Genomic DNA, 3,074 nt, shown 5'->3' with positions numbered 1-3,074 from the left:
CCCAGGTGGTGACCTCGGTGCAGAGCGTCAGCGATTCGTCCGAACATACCGCCGACATCGCCATTCGCACCAACCTCGGCGTACACAAGCAAATGGCCGAGATCGATCAGGTGGCCACCGCGGTGCAGGAAATGACCGCCACCGCCCAGGACGTGGCGCGCAATGCGACCCAGGCTGCCCAAGCTGCCAGCCACGCGGATCAGGCCGCCGCCCAAGGCATGCAGATCGTGCGCGACACCTCGACCTCGATTGGCGTGCTCGCGGTGGAAATCGGTAAAGCGGTCGGCGTGGTGCAAACCCTGGCCAAGGACAGCGAGAACATCAATGCGATCCTGATCGCCATTCGCGGGATTGCCGAACAGACCAACTTGCTGGCGTTGAACGCAGCCATCGAGGCCGCACGGGCGGGTGGCCCCATCGCGAGCAGGCTCGCTCTCACATTTGATCTCCAGTGGATACAAAATCCGCGAACAATGGAGATCCAGTGTGGGAGCGAGCCTGCTCGCGATGGCGTCCGAACAGACACCCCATCAACCCGGCGTCAGGCATTCCGGCGCATTGAGTTTCGGATCATTCACCAGGTTCGCCAGCACCCGCTCGCGCAAGGCCGCAGGTTCGCTGGCGAGCAGCGCCTGCAAGGTGTGCAACGGGGTTTCGGGGTTGAGCCAGGCCTCTTGACCAGCGGCATCGAGAATCAACGGACGACGCTGATTCGAGGCGGCCTGAGTCACCACTGCCGTGCTCAGCCACACCTGTTCCTGCACCGGATACGCTTCCCAGATCGCCGCAAAAAACAGCGCCGAACCTTCGCCCGGCGTCAGCCAGTACGGGCGCTTGCGGGTAGTACCGCGCCATTCGTAAAAGCCGTTGGCCGGCAACAGGCAGCGGCGCAGACGGAAAGCCTCACGAAACATCGGTTGCTCGGCGACGGTCTCTGCCCGGGCATGGGCCGGGGTCTTCGACAGGTCGGTCAGCCACGGTGGCGTCAGCCCCCAACGCGCGCGGGCCAGCGTGCGCTGCCCCGCCTCGGCGCGCAGGATCAGCACCGAATCATTGGGCGAAATATTCCACTGCGCCTGCTGATCGGCCGGGAAACCGGGCAAGGCCGCGAACGCGGGGTTCCAACGAAACAGGGCAAAACGTCCACACATGGGGCAACACGACTCTGAACGAAAACGGAGGCCAGCCTAACAGACCAGGACGTCGGGAAAGCTATCCGGTTCGTCGCCGGGCATCGGCAGCGCGGCATTGTACGCAGCGATCAACTCGCGCGCGTATTGCGCCTGATCGTTATCCACCGCCAGGCCCAGCAGCCCGAACACCGGCAACTCGCCCGCGCCGCCCAGCAGATCACGCCCCACCAGATGCGCCTCGACCCCTTCGCTGGCCAGCATGCCTTGCAGCAACTCACCTTCCATCAGGTTTTCCGGTTCGTAGATACGCTGCATAGAAGCCACCCTTCACTCGTTTTCGCTGTGAACTTCGAGCATCCATTCATGACCATCGGTCTGCAGAGTAAATGTGATCGGCCGACAACACACGGGGCAATCCTCGATATACGTCTGATCCCCTCCCGACAAATCCAGAACCGCCTCTGACTCTTCACCACAATAAGGACATTCGTAGCGCTCGGTTTCCAGCATCGCGGTCTCCCAAGTGACTTGTGCGTATAATCGCCGGTCTATTTGCAGGGCCATTTTTGTTTGGGCGTATTTTTCAGACTGTACACCTGCCGTAATCGATCCAATCCATTACTTACCCTAGCCGTTTCTAACAAGAGAGCATGATGGGCGAATTCGATGCCATCCGACCTTATGACGACAGCGAAGTCCCAGCGGTGCTGGCACGTTTGCTGGGCGACAAGGCGTTTCTAGATATCCTCACCCACTTCCGCTTCCCGCGTTTTGCCGGTGCTTTCGGCTGGATGCTCAAACCACTTATAGCTTATCGGCTGCGCCGTGAGTTTGCCGGCGTCCGTTCGGTTGCAACCTTGCAGGACAAGGTCGAGTTTTATGTCGACCACACCATCGAGCGGGCCACCGACGGCGTGACCTACACCGGGGTCGAACAATTCAAGTCCGGCCGCGCTTATCTGTTTCTGGCCAACCACCGTGACATCGTCATGGACCCGGCCTTCGTCAACTACGCGATCTACCACGCCGGCCTGCCGACGCCGCGCATCGCGATTGGCGACAACCTGCTGCAAAAGCCCTTCGTCAGCGATCTGATGCGCCTGAACAAGAGCTTTATCGTGCACCGCTCCATCAGCGGTCGGCGCGAGAAGATGGCGGCGTATCAGTTGCTCTCGGCCTATATCAATCACTCGATCCTCAACGACTGCCAGTCGATCTGGATCGCCCAGGCCGAAGGCCGCGCCAAGGACGGTGACGACCGTACCGAGTCGGCGATCCTCAAGATGTTCCATATGAGCCGCAAGGACGAGCCGTTTGGCGAGGTCATCAAGTCGCTGAACCTGACGCCAGTGTCGATCAGCTACGAGTACGACCCGTGCGATCAGGCCAAGGCCCGCGAGCTGTACATCCGCGCCACCACCGGTAGCTACACCAAGGCGCCCGGCGAGGACGATGTGAGCATCGCCAAAGGCATCACCGGCTACAAAGGCCGGGTCCACGTGAACTTCGCGGCACCGATCAGCGAACTGTTCGAAGACACCAAGCAACTGGCAATCGAGATGGACCGGCAGATCCTCGGCGGTTACCGGTTGTTCCCGGTGCACTACCTGGCGTACGCCCAATGGAGCAACGCCGACCCGCAACTGCAGGTGCCGAGCGCAGCCACGCTGTTCCCGGCCGAGGAATTGGCCAAGGCCCAGCAAGAATGGCAAAGCCGCCTCGACGCCTGCCCCGAGGAACATCGGCCGTTCCTGGTGCTGCAATACGCAACACCGGTGCGCAATCAGTACCGGGTCAAAGCGGGATTGCCGCTGTAAAGTTTTGGCTGARTACAAAAACGGCGCCTCGGGGCGCCGTTTTCATGTGCGATGCGAATCTCAAAAATGCCGGCTGATCCACGACAGCAATAGCGCCAAGGCCAGGCAGGCAAAGCCGAAACGG

Annotated in this window: 4 protein-coding genes and 1 pseudogene; 2 read left to right on the top strand and 3 right to left on the bottom strand. The window is 61.0% G+C overall.

All coding sequences use genetic code 11. The features are described 5' to 3' along the window. Positions 1 to 410, top strand: a pseudogene (locus AC1DH9_RS26825) (methyl-accepting chemotaxis protein); the annotation flags it as partial. Between the two features lie 120 nt (positions 411 to 530). On the opposite strand, the gene AC1DH9_RS26820 reads toward AC1DH9_RS26825, so the two are convergent. From AC1DH9_RS26820 to AC1DH9_RS26810, 3 genes are read right to left on the bottom strand one after another with little or no spacing between them, the layout of a single operon-like run. Further along, positions 531 to 1,151 (bottom strand): SOS response-associated peptidase, encoded by a 621-nt coding sequence (locus AC1DH9_RS26820; RefSeq protein WP_103320210.1) that lies wholly within the window; start codon positions 1,149 to 1,151, stop codon positions 531 to 533. 36 nt (positions 1,152 to 1,187) lie between these two features. Beyond that, entirely contained in the window at positions 1,188 to 1,448 is a 261-nt protein-coding gene (locus tag AC1DH9_RS26815) for a putative signal transducing protein (RefSeq protein WP_054595657.1), read from the bottom strand. Between the two features lie 12 nt (positions 1,449 to 1,460). Further along, positions 1,461 to 1,643: a CPXCG motif-containing cysteine-rich protein gene (locus tag AC1DH9_RS26810; RefSeq protein WP_081013733.1), complete on the bottom strand. Its 183-nt coding sequence runs from the start codon at positions 1,641 to 1,643 to the stop codon at positions 1,461 to 1,463. A 140-nt stretch (positions 1,644 to 1,783) separates the two neighbouring features. Between AC1DH9_RS26810 and AC1DH9_RS26805 the strand changes: the two genes are divergently transcribed. Then, positions 1,784 to 2,950 carry a 1-acyl-sn-glycerol-3-phosphate acyltransferase gene (locus AC1DH9_RS26805; protein WP_427543232.1) on the top strand — a complete coding sequence of 389 codons (1,167 nt, stop codon included), beginning with the start codon at positions 1,784 to 1,786 and terminating at the stop codon, positions 2,948 to 2,950. Positions 2,951 to 3,074: the final 124 nt, after the last annotated feature.

It is taken from the genome of Pseudomonas sp. 05T35, assembly GCF_056396605.1.
This window is presented reverse-complemented; position numbering and strand designations above follow the sequence as displayed.